Source organism: Haloarcula sp. CBA1122, from assembly GCF_009741785.1.
Classification (GTDB): Archaea; Halobacteriota; Halobacteria; order Halobacteriales; family Haloarculaceae; genus Haloarcula; species Haloarcula hispanica.
Map to the genome: position 1 here is coordinate 115,306 of NZ_WPCB01000005.1, position 14,765 is coordinate 130,070.

13 protein-coding genes, 1 tRNA gene and 2 pseudogenes are annotated in these 14,765 nt (G+C 63.7%); 8 read left to right on the top strand and 8 right to left on the bottom strand.

The features are described 5' to 3' along the window. Window positions 1–164: 164 nt before the first annotated feature. The 3 genes and pseudogenes from GJ630_RS03555 to GJ630_RS03565 form a co-directional block, all read right to left on the bottom strand. Complete coding sequence (locus GJ630_RS03555; protein WP_191449395.1) at window positions 165–860, bottom strand: molybdopterin-binding protein; 696 nt, start codon at window positions 858–860, stop codon at window positions 165–167. An 80-nt stretch (window positions 861–940) separates the two neighbouring features. After that, window positions 941–1,015 (bottom strand) — tRNA-Glu (locus GJ630_RS03560). Window positions 1,016–1,155: 140 nt separating this feature from the next. Further along, window positions 1,156–2,366 (bottom strand): annotated as a pseudogene (locus tag GJ630_RS03565) (helix-turn-helix transcriptional regulator). 319 nt (window positions 2,367–2,685) lie between these two features. On the opposite strand from GJ630_RS03565, the gene GJ630_RS03570 reads away from it, so the two are divergent. Genes GJ630_RS03570 through GJ630_RS03585 form a run of 4 tightly spaced genes read left to right on the top strand, consistent with a single transcriptional unit; the run spans window position 2,686 to window position 6,656 of the window. Beyond that, window positions 2,686–3,801, top strand: coding sequence for a branched-chain amino acid ABC transporter permease (locus GJ630_RS03570; protein ID WP_146417253.1), 1,116 nt, complete (start codon window positions 2,686–2,688; stop codon window positions 3,799–3,801). Continuing rightward, window positions 3,798–5,081 (top strand): branched-chain amino acid ABC transporter permease, encoded by a 1,284-nt coding sequence (locus GJ630_RS03575; RefSeq protein WP_191449396.1) that lies wholly within the window; start codon window positions 3,798–3,800, stop codon window positions 5,079–5,081. The genes GJ630_RS03570 and GJ630_RS03575 overlap by 4 nt, the downstream gene beginning before the upstream one ends. After that, window positions 5,074–5,904, top strand: a complete 831-nt coding sequence (locus GJ630_RS03580) for an ABC transporter ATP-binding protein (RefSeq protein ID WP_129755406.1) — start codon at window positions 5,074–5,076, stop codon at window positions 5,902–5,904. The genes GJ630_RS03575 and GJ630_RS03580 overlap by 8 nt, the downstream gene beginning before the upstream one ends. Further along, window positions 5,901–6,656 (top strand): ABC transporter ATP-binding protein, encoded by a 756-nt coding sequence (locus GJ630_RS03585; RefSeq protein WP_014040306.1) that lies wholly within the window; start codon window positions 5,901–5,903, stop codon window positions 6,654–6,656. The genes GJ630_RS03580 and GJ630_RS03585 overlap by 4 nt, the downstream gene beginning before the upstream one ends. 24 nt (window positions 6,657–6,680) lie before the next feature. Here GJ630_RS03585 and GJ630_RS03590 read toward each other — a convergent pair. The 3 genes and pseudogenes from GJ630_RS03590 to GJ630_RS03600 form a co-directional block, all read right to left on the bottom strand. Continuing rightward, window positions 6,681–7,972, bottom strand: a pseudogene (locus GJ630_RS03590) (ABC transporter substrate-binding protein). Between the two features lie 263 nt (window positions 7,973–8,235). Then, window positions 8,236–8,847 (bottom strand): superoxide dismutase, encoded by a 612-nt coding sequence (gene sod / locus GJ630_RS03595; RefSeq protein ID WP_008309249.1) that lies wholly within the window; start codon window positions 8,845–8,847, stop codon window positions 8,236–8,238. 182 nt (window positions 8,848–9,029) lie between these two features. Continuing rightward, window positions 9,030–10,427, bottom strand: coding sequence for a deoxyribodipyrimidine photo-lyase (locus GJ630_RS03600; RefSeq protein WP_191449397.1), 1,398 nt, complete (start codon window positions 10,425–10,427; stop codon window positions 9,030–9,032). A 43-nt stretch (window positions 10,428–10,470) separates the two neighbouring features. On the opposite strand from GJ630_RS03600, the gene GJ630_RS03605 reads away from it, so the two are divergent. Continuing rightward, the gene (locus tag GJ630_RS03605; RefSeq protein WP_191449398.1) at window positions 10,471–11,328 is read left to right on the top strand and encodes an enoyl-CoA hydratase/isomerase family protein; all 858 of its coding nucleotides are present in this window, start codon (window positions 10,471–10,473) and stop codon (window positions 11,326–11,328) included. Between the two features lie 149 nt (window positions 11,329–11,477). Next, window positions 11,478–11,996: an Lrp/AsnC family transcriptional regulator gene (locus GJ630_RS03610; protein WP_151146339.1), complete on the top strand. Its 519-nt coding sequence runs from the start codon at window positions 11,478–11,480 to the stop codon at window positions 11,994–11,996. Window positions 11,997–12,057: 61 nt separating this feature from the next. Here the strand turns inward: GJ630_RS03610 and GJ630_RS03615 are convergent, their stop codons facing one another. Then, window positions 12,058–12,339 (bottom strand): UPF0058 family protein, encoded by a 282-nt coding sequence (locus tag GJ630_RS03615; RefSeq protein ID WP_004517945.1) that lies wholly within the window; start codon window positions 12,337–12,339, stop codon window positions 12,058–12,060. 71 nt (window positions 12,340–12,410) lie between these two features. Then, window positions 12,411–12,626: a ribbon-helix-helix domain-containing protein gene (locus GJ630_RS03620; protein WP_004517946.1), complete on the bottom strand. Its 216-nt coding sequence runs from the start codon at window positions 12,624–12,626 to the stop codon at window positions 12,411–12,413. 267 nt (window positions 12,627–12,893) lie between these two features. On the opposite strand from GJ630_RS03620, the gene GJ630_RS03625 reads away from it, so the two are divergent. Then, entirely contained in the window at window positions 12,894–14,231 is a 1,338-nt protein-coding gene (locus tag GJ630_RS03625; RefSeq protein ID WP_191449399.1) for an isochorismate synthase MenF, read from the top strand. Further along, window positions 14,228–14,765 (top strand): 2-succinyl-5-enolpyruvyl-6-hydroxy-3-cyclohexene-1-carboxylic-acid synthase (gene menD / locus GJ630_RS03630; RefSeq protein WP_191449400.1); only part of this gene is annotated, 538 nt, incomplete at its 3' end. The genes GJ630_RS03625 and menD, both read left to right, overlap by 4 nt.

Here is a 14,765-nt window from a genome sequence, read left to right on the forward strand (position 1 = left end):
GGCCCGGGAGCGTGCCTTTCAAGCCACCCCACGAAGAACGCACAGCTATGTCAGTCCTACTCCAGAGCGGCGTTCAGACAGGGATCATCAACGCGTCCGGCGCGGTCATCACGCTCGGTGGCCTGCTCCTGACGTTTCTCTGGCTGAACCACCTCTATCGGTAGTCACTCCGCCGTCGGTGACTCGACGCGTTCGCCGAACCACGCGGCCGCTTCCTCGACTAGCTCCTCCTCTGTTCCCTCGAACCGGACGGTTACGTGGTCGCCGGGATAGCTTCCGACCTTGACCGGGAACTGCTCCTGTACCTCCGCCAGTCGATCCAGCAGCGCGCTCTCGGGCTCATCGGCGTCGACGGTGCGAACGTACCGCTGCTCGCCGGCGAACTCGCCCGCTATCTCCTCGAACATCCGCTTCATCTCGGCCGGCACGCCCGGTAAGACGTAACAGCTCTCGACGACACAGCCGGGCGCGACGCCCTCGTGGTTTGGCAGGACACGGGACCCCTCCGGCACCTCGCCGGTTCCGTCGGTAAGGTCCTCGCGCGTGTAGCCGCCATGTTCCTCCAGCCACGCGATGGCGTCCTCGCTCTCGACGACGTCCCGGCCGAACGCCGCGGCGACGGCTTCGATGGTTTTGTCGTCGTGCGTCGGTCCAAGGCCGCCGGTGACGATGACGGCGTCGAACTCCGCGTGGTACTCGTTGACCACGCGGGCGATATCCGATATCTCGTCGGGGACGACCGTCGTCCGGCCGACAGTGACGCCACGCTCTGCGAGCTGTTGTCCCAGCCACGCGGCGTTCGTGTTGACCGTCTCGCCACTGAGCAGTTCGTCTCCGACGGTGACTACCGCGACGCGCATACCGCCCGGTTGGACTGGGAGACACAAATACTGTCGGTCACAGAACGTGGTAACTGTGTATCCGTCGAATCGCAGAGAAATGCTCCGTCAGGGATTTGAACCCTAGTCATCACCGTGAGAGGGTGATATGATTGGCCGGACTACACCAACGGAGCGTACACAAATTCGTAGCGAGGAGATACGTATAATCATTGCGTTTCGGCCCCGCCCTGTGTTGGTTCCTCATACTGTTGGCTGTAACTATGGCACGGTATTCACAGTGGGAGAGTTCTGTACAGACGTACAGCCGGCGGTCTCACTCGTCGTCGAACGGTGAGCCAGCGGCGTCGGGCTCCTGACCGGCGAGGCTGATGATGTTCTCGCGGCCGACTCTGAGCTTCGAGATGTCGCCGTCGTCCTCCATGTCCGAGAGGAGCATGCTGACCTTCGACTTCGACCAGTCGGTACTGTCGACGATGTCGACCTGCTTCATTCGGCCGCCGTTTTCCTCAAGCAGTTTGCGGACGCGGTCGCTGTCGGTGAGCAGTTCCTCGTCGGGGACGGCCGGTTCGTCTGGTGTGTCGGTGGCCGCCGCATCGCCCGGCGGAGCGTCGACGACTGCTCCGTGTCCGTAGCGGCCGACGGTGACGCAGCGGGCGGTTCGTCGTCGTCGGTTCCCAGGACCTGTCCCAGTGCGCCGGACCGCCACGCGGCCACACCGCCAGCAACGACAATGAGACCGACGATGGCGGCCGGGAGCATCCACGACGGCCCACCGGCGGCCTCGGAAGGTGTATCACCGCCAGCCGTGGTGCGCTGCTCAGTACCAGCGCTCTGCCCGGTTTCGCGCGGTTGCAGTTCCACGTAGGGCCGGCGGTCGTTGAACGACTGCTCGCCGTTCCACGTAACGCTCTCGCTGTTTTTGAGCGAGTCCGGGGTACTCTGTGAGTCAGGTTCCGGCTTGACATTGACGAATGCCAGTTCGGGGCCGCGCTCGAAGACGAACGACTGGCTCGACCCGATGTAGAACCCGCCGTCGAACACGTCGCTGACCACGATGGAGTCGCCCTCGACGACAGCGAAGTTATGCCAGCGGAACGACATCCGAACCGTGCCGGTGTTCTGGAGCGGGTCGACCGATGCCGACCGGTCGTAGTTGGTCGCACTCATGTTCCGGCCAGTCACGTTCGTCCCGTACTGTGTCAGCAGCGTCGACTGCTCGACGAAATTCTGGTACAGCGGTTGCTCCGTCTGCTCGAACGCCTCGGCGAACTCCTCGAACTGCTGTTGGTCGGTGTCGTTTTCGAGCGGGGTCCTGTGGACGATTGCCCACTCGGCTGACCCGTTCTGATACAGCGTGACCTGGAACGTCGTCCGGTCGAACCTGTCGGGCGTCTGGACGCCGACGCTCTCGTCGGCCGGCTGTGACATCGCCAGCGGCGCGGCACCGCTCCCCAGCAGGAGAACCAGCACGAGACTGGCGACGACCAGGCGTACCATCTGTCGTATATCATCGATGGACCGCATAAAAGCGCTGTGAATAGCACCGTTCTCAGCCAGTATCCTGCCGGTGTCCGGTGATTTCTCGGTACGGGTACGACTCGAAGCGGTGGTGACCGAAACTGGTGGCGCGCGCTCTGCGGGCGCTCGAATTCATGATCCGCGCTGGGTTCGAAGTGGCTCTATTCGCCAGTCTGTACCGTGGTATCACTAATATCTCGCTTGACACGCGACCATGGGAGGGGGCGATTCCTGTTTTGACAGCGGTGTCCTGGCTTCTACACGGTTATTTCGCACGAATTTCCGGTGGGTTATTTAGACAGGAGGGTCCAACGAACGGTAACCTATGGGAATTGCTGAGTTCGCAAGAGACGGCCGCGTGGTGATGGGTGACCGGCCGGGGGCAGCGGTGGTGGCCGCCGTAAGTGGCTTCCTCCTGCTGGATTTAGTTGCAAAGCTCGCTGGGACAACCGTGTTCTTCCTCGGGACCAGGTTACTGGGGGGGTCCCTCACCGTGGGCTCGTTGCTCTCGATGGTGGTGGACGGACTGCTCGTCGGACTGGCGGTCGGCCTCGCCGGAATCGGCCTGTCGATGACGTACAGCATCCTCGACTTCGCCAACTTCGCACACGGGGACACAGTGACGGTGGGGGCGTTCCTGGGGTGGGTCGCCGCGTACATCACCGCCGGTCTCGGGACCGGTGCCCCGATCGCAGAACTGTTCATGCTCAACTCTGGACGGCAGTTGAGCACCGTTTCGACGTTCGCTCCGGTGCTTCTCGGTCTCGTCGTCGCCGGGGTCGGGTCAATCGGTATCGTGTTACTCATCGACCGACTCACCTATCGCCCCATGCGCGATACGGACAACATCTCCTTGCTGATCGCGTCAATCGGTGTCGCACTCGCATTGCGATACCTCATCGCGTTCGTCTTTGGAACACAGACCAGCGGGGTCGCAAGCGGCGGGCTCCGAGTGACGGTGTTCTCGATGATCTCGGTCACCGACAACGAAATCACCCTCCTGGTGGTGTCGCTCCTGTTGATGCTCGGCGTCCACCTGCTGCTACAGCGGACGAAGCTCGGCAAAGCGATGCGGGCGATGGCCGACAACGAGGACCTCGCACGCGTGACCGGGATTCCGACCGAGCGCGTGATCCGGCTCACCTGGATTCTCGGTGGCGGTCTGGCGGGCATCGGTGGCTACCTGCTCGTGCTGGAAAGCGGCACGATATCGTTCAACTTCGGCTGGATTCTGCTCCTGCTCATCTTCGCCGCTGTCATCGTCGGCGGTATCGGCTCGATATACGGGGCGATGGCCGGTGGGATCCTCATCGGGCTGGTCGATAGCCTGGCCCTGATCTGGCTGCCGTCCGGGCTGACGCGGGCCTCCGCGTTTCTGGTGCTCATCGTCGTCCTGTTGTTGCGCCCGTCCGGCATCTTCGGGGGGGTGTCGACAGCATGAGTACTGTTGACACTGTTCGAGACCGTCTGGACGCGCTTCCGGACGTGGGGCTGGTCGTCGGCTTCATCGCCAGTATCTGGGCCGTTATGCTCGTGCTGGCAATCGCTGTCGGCGGGGCGAACTGGGCGAACCTCGCCGCCGGCTTCATCGGCAGCGTGACCGTACTCATCGGCGGCTACGCAATCCTCGCGCTGGCACTGAATCTCCAGTGGGGGTACACTGGCCTGTTCAACATCGGCATTGCGGGGTTCATGGCCGTCGGCGCGTACACCACGGCGATTCTCACTGCGCCAACTGACCCGGCCGCCGGGGCGGTCCCTGGGCTCGGCCTCCCGCTGTGGGTCGGCCTCATCGGCGGTATGGTTATGGCCGCTATCGTCGGCGGTCTTGCGGCGCTCCCGGCGCTCAGACTGAAAGCGGACTACCTCGCTATCGTGACAGTCGCGTTCTCGGAGATAATCCGACTTGTCGTCAACTGGAGCGGCCTCGCCGAGTTCTCACTGTTCGGGGTGCCGGTCGGCACCGGCGGCGCGACCGGCATCTCGTTCAAGTCCGCGAACGACGTGGCGGCGACGCTCATCAACGGCGTCGGGCAGCCGATCGTAACCGCCGCGGAGGGCGTCGGCGTCTCCGGGCCGAATCTGGCGAACCTCACGTACGGGATACTCCTCCTGCTGGTCGTGGCGGCGAGCTACTGGGTGCTCGCCCGTATCACGAACTCGCCGTTCGGTCGCGTGCTGAAGGCGATCCGCGAGGACGAAACCGTGACTCAGTCACTCGGCAAGGATACCCGCCAGTTCAAAATCAAGACGTTCATGATCGGCTGCGCGCTGATGGGGCTGGCCGGCGTCCTGTTCCGCGGACAGGCGGGCTACGTCAGCCCCCAGCAGTTCAGACCGACGATCACGTTCTACGTGTTCGCGGCCCTCATCATCGGCGGCTCCGGGTCCAACACCGGCAGTATCGTCGGGGCGGCGACGTTCTCCGGACTGCTGTTCTATCTGCCGGCGCGGCTGGGGGAGAACGTCTCGCTGGGCGGCACTCGCGCACCCGGCAACATCGTCGACGCGGTCGCCGGGTTCGCGTCACTTGACCCGCTCCCCCTCCTCGCATACACCATTAGCAACGTCAGCACGCTCCGGTTCGTGCTCATCGGCGTCGTCCTGATATACATCATCCAGAACCAGCCGGACGGGCTGCTCGGCCACCGGAACGAACCCGCAACGAGCGTGAGTCTGGACAGACCGCAGTCCGGGTCCGGAGGTGAGGCCGATGAGTGAGCCCGACGTCGCAGAGCAACGGGAAACGGCCGTCACGAGCGACGCTATTGACTCTCCCCTGCTCGTAGTCGACGGCCTCCGCAAGGAGTTCGGCGGCGTCGTCGCGGTCGACGGGGCGACGTTCTCCGTGGCAGAGGGGTCGCTCACCGGCCTCATCGGGCCGAACGGGGCCGGTAAGTCGACGACGTTCAACTGCATTACGGGCATTCACGAGCCAACTGGTGGCCGGGTCACCTTTAACGGCCAGGACATCACCGGACTCGCACCGTACACGCTCGCGAACCGGGGGCTGGTCCGGACGTTCCAGATCGCCCGTGAGCTGTCGGACATGACCGTTCTGGAGAACGTGATGCTCGCACCGGGTGGACAAGTCGGAGAATCCGTCGTTCGCTCGGTGACGCCGGGACTGCGCGGCGATGTCATCAGAAGCGAGGAGGCCGTCCGGGACCGCGCGTGGGAGACGCTGGAGTTCTTCGAGATCGACCACCTCGCCCACGAGAACGCCGGCAATCTCTCCGGTGGTCAGCGGAAACTGCTGGAGATGGCGCGGGTCCTGATGACCGACCCCGAGATGATTCTGCTGGACGAGCCGCTGGCCGGCGTCAACCCGACGCTGGAGGAGAAACTGCTGGAGCGGATTCACGAACTCCGCCGGGAGCAGGGGCTGACCTTCCTGCTCGTCGAACACGACATGGACGTCATCATGAACAACTGCGAACACATCATCGTCATGCACCAGGGGAGCGTCCTCGCCGAAGGGGACGCCGAGACTATCACGTCGGACGAGCGGGTACTGGAGGCGTATCTGGGAGGTGACGTATGAGCCAGCGCGCGACGGAGTCCGAGGCTGTCACGCTCCCTGACCCAGCCGAGCGACTCCTCGCCATCCGGAACCTCGATGCAGGCTACGGCGACCTGCAGGTCCTCAGCGACGTCCACATGGACGTTGCGGACGGCGAGTACGTCGTCATTGTCGGCCCGAACGGAGCCGGCAAGTCGACGGTGATGAAATCCGTCTTCGGCCTGACGACGTACATGGGCGGGGACGTCATCTTCGACGGGACCGACATCAGCCGGCGCAATCCCGACGAAATCATTTACGAGGGAATCAGCTACGTCCCCCAGACCGGCAACGTGTTCGGCTCGCTGAGCGTGCGCGAGAACCTCGAAATGGGCGCGTACATCCTCGATGAAGTCCCAGAAGACCGCATCGAGGACGTGTACGAGCGGTTCCCCATTCTTCGGGAGCGGTCCGACCAGTCGGCTGGGACACTGTCGGGCGGCCAACAGCAGATGCTCGCCATGGGGCGGGCGCTGATGCTCGACCCTGACCTGCTGTTGCTCGACGAGCCTTCCGCCGGGCTGGCCCCGGACCTCGTCGACGATATGTTCGACCGTATCGACCGCATTAACGACGACGGGACGGCGATTCTGATGGTCGAGCAAAACGCCAAGGAGGCGCTCCGGCGGTGTGACCGCGGCTACGTGCTCGTCCAGGGACAGAACCGCTACGAGGACGAGGGGACGGTTCTCCTCAACGACGAGCAGGTGCGACAGGACTTCCTCGGCGGATAAAACGGGACAGCGGTTGCGGCCCCGTTACTGGTTCATCGCGCTGTTGATTTCGGACGTGTAGGAGGACTGCTGTTGCTCGAAGCCGACCTGGTTGACGATGGTCCCGCCTTCTGCTTCGAACGCGCCGGCGAACGCCTCCTGCAGTGCCTGGCCGTAGCTGTTGTTCACGTACAGCGTCGATGCGGTTGCGGCACCGAGCTCGTCCACACCGACTTGCGCCAGAACCTGTCCCTGCAGCGCGTCGCTGGGCGGGGTGCGGAACATGTAGTCGTTGTCTTCGAGGTCGGTAATCGTCGGCGACGTGGACGCTGGCGAACAGCCGACGACACCACTGTCGACGAGCACATTTCTGGCGACCTGTATCGACGTTTCGGAGCTGGCCGCTCCGGTAATCGACGGATATCCATCGCTGACGAGGGAGTTGGCCGCGTCGATGCCCGCCTGTGCCTGGGTCTGGGTGTCACCGACCTGGTAATCGAACTCGAAGTCGACCTCGCCTTCGAGTTGCAGGGCCGGGAGGATCGCCCCGTCGCGGATCGGCCTGCCGAGCGGCCCGAGATCGCCGGTCTCGGGCATCAGCACACCGAACCGGACCGTTCGTCCGGGGTCGCTCCCGGAGCCGTTCGGTTCCGGCTGCGGGATGTCGTCGCCCGCGCGAAGTCGACGGTGTTGAGCGTATCGACGCCCCCACCGTCCTGAAAGCCGAAGACCTGGTACTGCGCCGAGGCCATGTCCCCGTTTTCGTCGAAGTCGACCGCGCTCGAAGCCCCCTCGTACTGAATGTTCTCGCCCGCGGCGGCCGCTTCGACGGCCGCTGGCAGTTCGGAGGGGCCGTACGTGTCGCCGCCCGGATTGGCGACGACACGCATATGATCTCGGACGGCCTGTCCGTCGTTTTCCCCGGCCAGCAGGTTGGCGAGAATCTGGACCGCTGTCGCATCGTAGGCCTGTGATGTGAACACGCCGGCCTCGTCGTAGTCGAACTCGGAGGTGAACTGCTCCGTGAACGTATCGACTCCGGGACCGGCCGCCGACGGGGCCGTGCCGCGGACGTTTGACATATCGTCGCCGACGTTACTCGGTAGCTCGCCGTCCTGCAGTCCGTCGGTGACGAGGATGTCAGCAGCGTCGTCGCCGTAGTCGGCGTAGAAGTCCTTGAACAGTTGCACACCGCTCTGTGGATAGCCGACGACCATCAGCACGTCCGGCGATTCCGGGCCGCTGTCGCCACCCGAGTCGGTCCCGGTACCGGTCATCCCACCATCACCGCCGTCGCCGCCGCCACCGTCAGTCTGTTCGGTTGAACAGCCTGCCAACCCACCAAGCAGACCCACGGTGCCTATCGCCCCAGTGCGCTTCATGAACGCTCGCCGATTGGTATCGCGACTCATACCACTTACCACTGATTCACATCTTATAAAACTATATCCTCCCGTAACCTTGCTGTTCCGTAGTCTGCTCCAGTCACGCCGATATTTTTTGTCGGCGGCGTTAGATATTAACGCCGGAGAAACCGCTATCGGCACAGACGTCACTCGGACTCTCAACACATCCGCGAAAAAACGTCGAGTGTCGCCCCTTATTCGACGCGGCCGACGACCTTGTCGTACTCTTCAGCGGCCTTGTCCCAGTCGACAACCTCGAAGAAGGCGTCGATGAAGTCGCCGCGAGCGGGGCCGTAGTCGTAGTAGTAGGAGTGCTCCCAGACGTCGAGCGCGAGGATTGGATGGGAGCCCCAGAGCGCGCCCTGGTCGTGTTTGTCGACCGGCACGTTGCGCAGTTGCTTGGCAACGGGGTCGTACACGAGCAGCGCCCAGCCGCCGGCGGCTGATGCGGCGGCTTCGAACTCGCCCTTCCAGCCTTCGTAGGACCCGAAGTCCTCCTCGATGCGGTCGAGGAGTTCGCCTTCCGGCTCGCCGCCGCCGTTGGGATCCATGTTCTCCCAGAACAGCGTGTGGAGATAGTGTCCACAGCCGTTGTGGGTGACGTTGCCCATCGCGGCCGCGCTCGAACCGAAGTCACCGGATTCGCGGTTCTCGGCGAGCGTCTCCTCGGCCGATTCGAGGCCGTTTACGTACCCCTGATGGTGGGTGTCGTGGTGCCAGGTGAGCACCTGCTCGGAGATGTGTGGCTCCAGCGCGTCGTAGTCGTACGGGAGCGGTGGCAGTTCGGGATTGGAATGTTCGGGCATATGAAAACGCCTCCATCAATACGTGTCGCGCGGCTGCCTGTTAAACGTTTAGGAGGCATTTGGTATCACTCTACAAGGACAGCGGGACGGGACCGTAACTGTCCGTTGTTGCACTGCCACATCTCGGCTCCGGCGCTGGTGTAAGTGTTCAGAAGAGTCCAGCACAGCAGAATGTTCCCATCCTAGTCGTCACCCCTGGCCCGCTCGAACATCGCCAGCGCCTGCTCGCGACGGTCGCTGTGCTTGACAACCGGGTCCGGATACTCCGGCGCGGCATTGCGCCGCTGCGTGAGCGAGCAGTCGTTCCAGTCGTGGATAACTTCTGGCGCGGCATCCCGCAGTTCCGGGACGTACTCCTTGATGTACTCGGCGTCCGGGTCGTAGTCTTCGCCCTGTGTCATCGGATTGAAAATACGGAAGTAGGGCTGAGCGTCGGTCCCTGTGGAGGCCGCCCACTGCCAGCCGCCGTTGTCGTTGGCCGTGTCGTGGTCGACCAGTTTCTCCCGGAACCACTCGTAGCCGTGCCGCCAGTCGATGAGCAGGTCCTTGGTGAGGAAGGAGGCGACGATCATCCGGACGCGGTTGTGCATGTACGCCTCTTCCCGGAGCTGTCGCATCCCGGCATCGACGATGGGATAGCCCGTCTCGCCGTCCTTCCAGGCTTGCAACAGTTCCTCGTCGTTCTCCCACTCGATTGGGTTCTCGTAGGACTTGTAGTTCGAACTGACGACGTGGGGATGGGCAAACAGCACCTGCGTGTAGAACTCCCGCCAGGCCAGCTGGGACTGGAACTCACGCACGGACTCGCGGCGGTCGCCGCCGGTCCCCTCTTTGGCGTCCTCGGTGCGGTCGTACACTTCGCGGATGCCGATGGTCCCGAATTTCAGGTGAGCCGAGAGCCGCGAGGTGCACTCGTCGGCCGGGAAGTCCCGGCGCTCCTCGTACTCGTAGACGTTCTCCGCGAGGAAGTCATCGAGCAGGGCCCGCGCTTCGTCGGTCCCCGCCGCAGGCACGTCCGCCTCTGGCTCATCGAAGCCGAGGTCGGCCAGTGTCGGGAGCGCGTCGCCGTCGACATCAGCCAGTTCGTCGGCTTGCGGGGGTTCGTAGGGAGTCGCTTTCTCTCGGTCGTGCCACTTCCGGCCGAAGTAGGTGAAGACGCTGTAGGGGTCGCCGTCGTTCGTCGTAATCTCGCCCGGTTCGTGCAACACAGCGTTCTGGACGGCCTCGCGGGCCACGTCGGCGTCGTCGAGCGCTTGCCGGACCACTGCGTCGCGCTCTCGTGCGAGCCCGGAGTAGTCTTTGCCCCAGGTGACTTTCTCTGCGCCGTACTCGGCTGCGAGGTCCGGCAGGACGGCCGTGGGGTCGCCTTCGGCGACGACGAGGTCACTGCCGCGGTCGCGGTACCACTCGCGCAAACTGTCGAGCGCGTCCAACATGAACGCGACCCGGGGCGGGCCGGCGTGGTCAAGAACGGCCCTGTCGAAGACGAACACCGGGACAACGGGGTCGGACGGGGCCGCCGCGGCGAGGCCGGCGTTGTCCGTCGCCCGGAGGTCACGGCGATGCCAGTGCAGGCGCATACCTAGTACACGGACTAGCCCGGGCAAAAGGTACTGCCCAACGATGTTGGTCTGGCAGGCGCTGACGGACACCACTGTTATCTTTCCGCCGGTCGAGAGCCACCACATGGAAGATGCGACAGTGACGCTGTCTGTCGACGACGGGATTGCCACAGTGACGCTGAACCAGCCGGAGTCGCGAAACGCTCTGTCGGCGGAGTTGGCTGAAGCACTCACTGCCCAGTTCGAATCGGTGACCGACAGCGACGCCCGGTGTGTCGTACTGGAGGGCGCGGGACCGGCGTTCTGTGCCGGCGGGGACATCAATGCAATGCTACAGGGAGTGAAGCACGACCGACCACCGGCCGCACAAGTCGAACTGGTGGTCTCGTCGCTCCACGAAGCGATCCGGACCGTCCACAGCTGCCCCCTCCCGGTCGTCGCAAAAATCGACGGCCCCGCCTTCGGTGCCGGTGCCGGTCTCGCGCTGGCCTGTGATATACAGGTCGCGAGCACTGCCGGCCAGATCGGCTTCGGCTTCCGCCAGGTCGGACTGGCGAGTGACTCCGGCGTCTCCTATTTCCTTCCGCGAATCGTCGGCCCGAACAAGGCCAAGGAACTGCTGTTTACCGGCGAACTGCTGGACGCCGAGGTGGCCGGAAAACTCGGGCTGTTTACCCGGGTGTTCGACGCGGAGACGTTCGAATCGGAGTTTTCGGAACTCGTCACGGACATCGCCGCTGGACCGACGGTCGCGCTCGGCCACGCCAAGCGGCTGGTCAACCGGAGTCTGGACAGTTCGCTGGAACAGGCACTCGAAAACGAAGCCACCGCACAGGGCGTCGCTTTCACGACCGACGACCACGAGGAGGGCGCAACCGCGTTCGTCGAGAAACGTGACCCGGAGTTCACGGGTCAGTAAACTGATTGCTGTGACCAGCGTCAGGACTGGTCCACCCGGCCACCACCGGAAAGACAGATGCCAGCTACGATCCATCTCACACCGGACCGAGCATCGACCGGAACCACGACTACCCGCTCTTTCACCCACAAGTGGAGGGCGACTGTAGCATGACCGACGACCCCCCGGACTGGGAGTTCAGCGAGCGGGACATGTACATTCTGCGCGAACTCTCGGCGGACCCACAGCGGTCGTCCCGCGAGCTTGCGGACTTGCTGGAGTCCGAGTACGGCATCGACGTGTCCCATGTGACGGTCAGCGAATCGATCCGGGAGATGCGTGACGCGGGCGTCTTCCGGGAGACAATCGTCCCGAACGAGGAACTGTTCAATTTCGCGCTGTTCGAGTTCAAGTTCAACCCCGAGCATTTCGCCGACTCCTGGCACGACGCGATGGTCGCCATCCGCAACGACCGACACACGCTGTTTTACTTCCTCTCCGACGGCGAATATCAGTGGAAGTCAGTGATGATGTTCCCGAGTCGGACGGCCGAATCCCGCTGGATACACGACTTCTACAAGGACCACGGCGACGTGATTCAGAACATCCGGAACTCAGTCGTCCACAACGTCCTGAAATTCAAGACGGACCCGGAGCTGTTCACCGAACTCGACGGGGAGCAATCGTAGCCAAGCGGGAGAAGACAGCCGAAATAAAGACGAGAGAGACTGCGACTCGATAGCGTCGTGCTTACAGTTTCCGCTCGGCGTCCTCGGCCAGTTCCTTCATTCGCTTGCTGACCCGGCCCGCGTCCGAGAACTCGTCTTCGCTCATCGCCGTCGCCAGGGAGTTCCCGAGCACGAACACGGCGTGTTTGTGCTCGCTTTTTGACTTGTGTACGTCCGATGGCCGCACGTCGAGTTCCTGATACGCGTCGAACAGGTCCGGATCGACCGAGTCCATGTCGTCGCGGAAGTACTCCATGATCGTCACCATCTGCTCGTGTAGCTCGAGAAGCTCGTCTTTGTGCATAGCTACAGTATGCGGTGGCACGTCCATAAGAATTGCTTGAGAAGGGATACCAGACGCTCACGCCCGTATTTTCAGAAGACGTACTCGTCGTCGTGGCCCATCATGCCGTCTTCTTCGAACCCTGGCTCCTCGTCTTCGTCCTGTGGTCCGGAGGTTTTGTACGCCTTGAGCCCGGTCGACAGGAGGTCCTCGATGGCTTCCTCGCGGTTGAGGAACTCGCCTTTCTCGACGAGCTGCGCGATCTGCATCTCCAGGTGTTCCGGGATATTGATCTCTACCTTAGGCATCGCAACATAGGGGGCTTCGACTATGCCCTATTTAAACCTGACGGGGGTGTGTTCGCAGATTGCAGAATTACAATTGTAGAACCGTGAGAGGAAATTCGTAAACTCAGAGATTAATTTCCGCGAATCTGAACCAATAGCCGGCAGAGTACGTGGCGGGCCAGAACGGCGTGAAATCGACAGTTCCACCGTGTCCGTCCGATTGATTCCGACTACGCAGAATCGAGCGTATAGTTAGGCTCAAAGGTACGCAATCCTAAGGCATTGCTGATGGAACCACTGCGTGGTGACGAGACGACGGTTGGTGAGACAACGGTCGTCGCACGCGGGTGTCGCCTCGACGATGCACCGGTGCGGGCGGTACTGGAAACGGACGCTCGCCCCCGGTTCTTCTGGGCGGCCGGTACAGAGTCAATCGCGGCCCGCGGGAGCGCGGCGACTGTGACTGCCGACGGGCAGTCGCGGTTCGACGACGTGAGGACAGCGGTCGAAGCACTGTTCGATGACTGCTCAGTGCCCGACAGCCTCCCGAGCATCGCTCGGCCGCGAGCATTCGGTGGGTTCGCTTTCCACAACGGAACGCACGAAGGGGAGGACTCTCCCTGGGATGGGTTCCCCAGTGCGGCGTTTTTCCTCCCCGAAATACAGGTAACCAGAAGGGACGACGATGCCTGGCTCACAACGGTCGCGACAGGACCTGAGGCCGCGACCGAAGCGGAGGCGCTACTGGAGGAATGGCGCGACCGACTGGTCGCAGACTCCGAGCGCAATCCGGGTACACCGCCGGGAATCTCACACCGGAAGCGCACGCCAACACAGGACGGCTGGCGCGAGCAGGTGGCGGCCGCCACAGAGAGTATCGACCGGGGCGAGCTCCAGAAGGTCGTGCTCGCCCAGAGTCTCAGCGCCACACTGGACGCGGAGCTATCGGTCCCGGACGTGATGGCCCGGTTGTCGAAGACGTACCCGGACTGCTACCGGTTCATGTTGTCGCCCGACTCCGGCGGCACCTTCTTCGGAGCCACGCCGGAGCGGCTGGTCTCAGTTCGCGGGCGAACCGTCCGGACGGAGGCGCTGGCCGGTTCAACGGGACGGGGCGACACACCCGCCGAGGACGAGTGGCTCGCCGCCGAACTCCTCGACAGCGAGAAGGACCGTCACGAACAGAAGCTCGTCGCCGACGCGATACGGGACCAGCTGAAACCGTTCGCCTCGACGGTCCGCATCGGCGACCGGACCGTCCGCCGGCTCGCCACGGTCCAGCACCTCCGCACGTCGATAACGGCCGAACTCGACGACGACGAGCACGTCCTCTCGCTGGTCGAGGCACTTCACCCGACGCCGGCCGTGGGCGGACTGCCGCCGGACGCGGCGCTGCGGACTATCCGCGAGACGGAGGCGTTCGACCGCGGCTGGTACGCCGCGCCGATAGGCTGGGTCGACGCCGCCGGCAACGGGACCTTTGCCGTCGGCATCCGCTCGGCTGTCGCCACGGAGCGCGAGGCGACGCTCTTTGCAGGCGCGGGCATCGTCGCGGACAGCGACCCCGACCGCGAGTGGGACGAGGTCCAGCTCAAATACCGGCCGATACTCGACGAACTAGAATGACCGCCCCGAACGTCAACACGCTGTGGGCGGAGACGCTCGTTTCCGAACTCGCCGCGGGTGGCGTCGACGCGGTGTGTCTCTCGCCCGGCAGTCGCTCGACGCCGCTGACGGTGGCATTCGCCGAGCACCCCGACATCGAAGTGTTCTCCCACCTCGACGAGCGCTCGGCGGCCTTCTTCGCGCTGGGTCGCGCCCGCCGGACGGGTGAGCCGACGCCGCTGGTCTGTACCTCCGGCACTGCCGCGGCGAACTACCACCCGGCGGTCATCGAAGCGAACCAGTCAGGCGTTCCACTACTCTTGCTGACGGCGGACCGACCGCCGGAACTCATCGACAGCGGAGCAAACCAGACCGTCGACCAGGAGAAACTGTACGGCGACGCCGTGCGCTGGTACCGGGATATGCCCGAGCCCGAGGCCGAGCCGCGGAAGGTGCGAATGCTTCGGACCACGGCGGCCCGCGCGCTCGCAGAGAGCACCGGCGCCGACCCGGGGCCGGTCCACCTGAACTGTCGGTTCCGGAAGCCGCTGGAAC

Coding starts and splice junctions, on each gene's coding strand:
- sod (WP_008309249.1), bottom strand. CDS start 8,847: ATGCCCGAACATTCCAATCCCGAACTGCCACCGCTCCCGTACGACTAC.
- GJ630_RS03625 (WP_191449399.1), top strand. CDS start 12,894: ATGGAACCACTGCGTGGTGACGAGACGACGGTTGGTGAGACAACGGTC.
- GJ630_RS03580 (WP_129755406.1), top strand. CDS start 5,074: ATGAGTGAGCCCGACGTCGCAGAGCAACGGGAAACGGCCGTCACGAGC.
- GJ630_RS03570 (WP_146417253.1), top strand. CDS start 2,686: ATGGGAATTGCTGAGTTCGCAAGAGACGGCCGCGTGGTGATGGGTGAC.
- GJ630_RS03575 (WP_191449396.1), top strand. CDS start 3,798: ATGAGTACTGTTGACACTGTTCGAGACCGTCTGGACGCGCTTCCGGAC.
- GJ630_RS03600 (WP_191449397.1), bottom strand. CDS start 10,427: ATGCGCCTGCACTGGCATCGCCGTGACCTCCGGGCGACGGACAACGCC.
- GJ630_RS03610 (WP_151146339.1), top strand. CDS start 11,478: ATGACCGACGACCCCCCGGACTGGGAGTTCAGCGAGCGGGACATGTAC.
- GJ630_RS03620 (WP_004517946.1), bottom strand. CDS start 12,626: ATGCCTAAGGTAGAGATCAATATCCCGGAACACCTGGAGATGCAGATC.
- GJ630_RS03555 (WP_191449395.1), bottom strand. CDS start 860: ATGCGCGTCGCGGTAGTCACCGTCGGAGACGAACTGCTCAGTGGCGAG.
- GJ630_RS03605 (WP_191449398.1), top strand. CDS start 10,471: ATGTTGGTCTGGCAGGCGCTGACGGACACCACTGTTATCTTTCCGCCG.
- GJ630_RS03615 (WP_004517945.1), bottom strand. CDS start 12,339: ATGCACAAAGACGAGCTTCTCGAGCTACACGAGCAGATGGTGACGATC.
- GJ630_RS03585 (WP_014040306.1), top strand. CDS start 5,901: ATGAGCCAGCGCGCGACGGAGTCCGAGGCTGTCACGCTCCCTGACCCA.